Source organism: Polaromonas sp. P3_C2, assembly GCF_056402675.1.
Genome location: NZ_JBFUGX010000969.1, coordinates 1 through 1187, shown reverse-complemented (window position 1 = coordinate 1187; position 1187 = coordinate 1). Strand labels below are relative to the sequence as shown.

Sequence of the window (1187 nt, the reverse complement as noted above, 5' to 3'; positions counted from 1 at the left end):
TGCTCGCCGTCACCACGCGTTCAACCTCCGTCTCCCCTGGAGCGGCGACATATGGCGCTACGTTGGGCGCCGTGTCCGGCGCTGCGTTGTTGGTCATGAATGCATCCTGCCTTACAACCGAAACGCACGTCAATCCTTTGGCATTGAAACCAAATGTGAACGAGACAGAAGTAGCAGTCCGGAGAGCCATGGTCCTACACAGGGGGACCCAAATGGGTACGTGGTGACGCAGTTACCATGCAAGCCTTCCCGGCAACAGGCCGTGACAGCCAGGGCTGCTACGGGTGACTACTGTTGCCCGCAAACCATGAAGTCACCTAGCATCACCCGCATGATCCCCATGAAACTTCACACACCTTTGCGTATTCTGGTTGCCGCGTTCACGGCAGTATTGCTGGCCAGTTGTGCCGCAGCGCCCGGCGCTACCGCGCTATCGCAGGCCGCTGCACCGCGGCCCAAACTCGTTGTCTTCCTGGTAGTAGACGGGCTGCCGCAGCGCCAGGTGCTGGACTACCGCGACCAGCTCACGCCCGATGGCCTGGCACGCTTCCTTGACCGCGGCGCCTGGTTTGCCAACGCGCATTACGGCCATGCCTTCACCGTCACCGCGGCCGGCCACGCCACCATGCTCACCGGCGCTTATCCGCATCGCACCGGCATCATCGGCAACGACTGGCGCGACCCTATCACCGCAGAGCCGGTGTACTGCACGGGCGACACCACGGCCACTTACATCGGCCACCAGACCAATGCACTCGACGGCACCAGCCCGAAGAACCTCAAGGCGGAAACGGTGGGCGACGTGCTGCGGCGGGTAGACAGCCGCTCTAAAGTGATCGGCATCTCCGGCAAAGACCGCGGCGCCATTCTGCCCGCCGGCAAAACCGGCACGGCCTATATGTATATGGGCGCCACAGGGCAGTTTGCGTCCAGCACGCATTACATGGCCGCGCACCCGGGCTGGGTCAATGCCTTTAACGGCCAGAAGCTGGCCGACCGCTATTTCAAGACTGAATGGAAAGCCCTGCTGCCTGAGGCCGCCTATGCGCGCTCGGTGCCCGACCAGCAAAAATGGTTTGGCCCCGCCGGTGGCGGTTTGCCTGCCATGTACGGAGCGCCCGACGACACGGCGCCCGGCCCGCGGTTTTACAGCTCGTTGCTGCGTGGTCCTTTTGTCGATGCCATGT

1 protein-coding gene is annotated in these 1187 nt (G+C 62.8%); it reads left to right on the top strand.

Going from position 1 to position 1187, the window contains the following annotated elements; all coding sequences use genetic code 11:
• Positions 1 to 340: 340 nt before the first annotated feature.
• Positions 341 to 1187 (top strand): alkaline phosphatase family protein (locus AC1DWI_RS23860; RefSeq protein WP_477726000.1); only part of this gene is annotated, 847 nt, incomplete at its 3' end.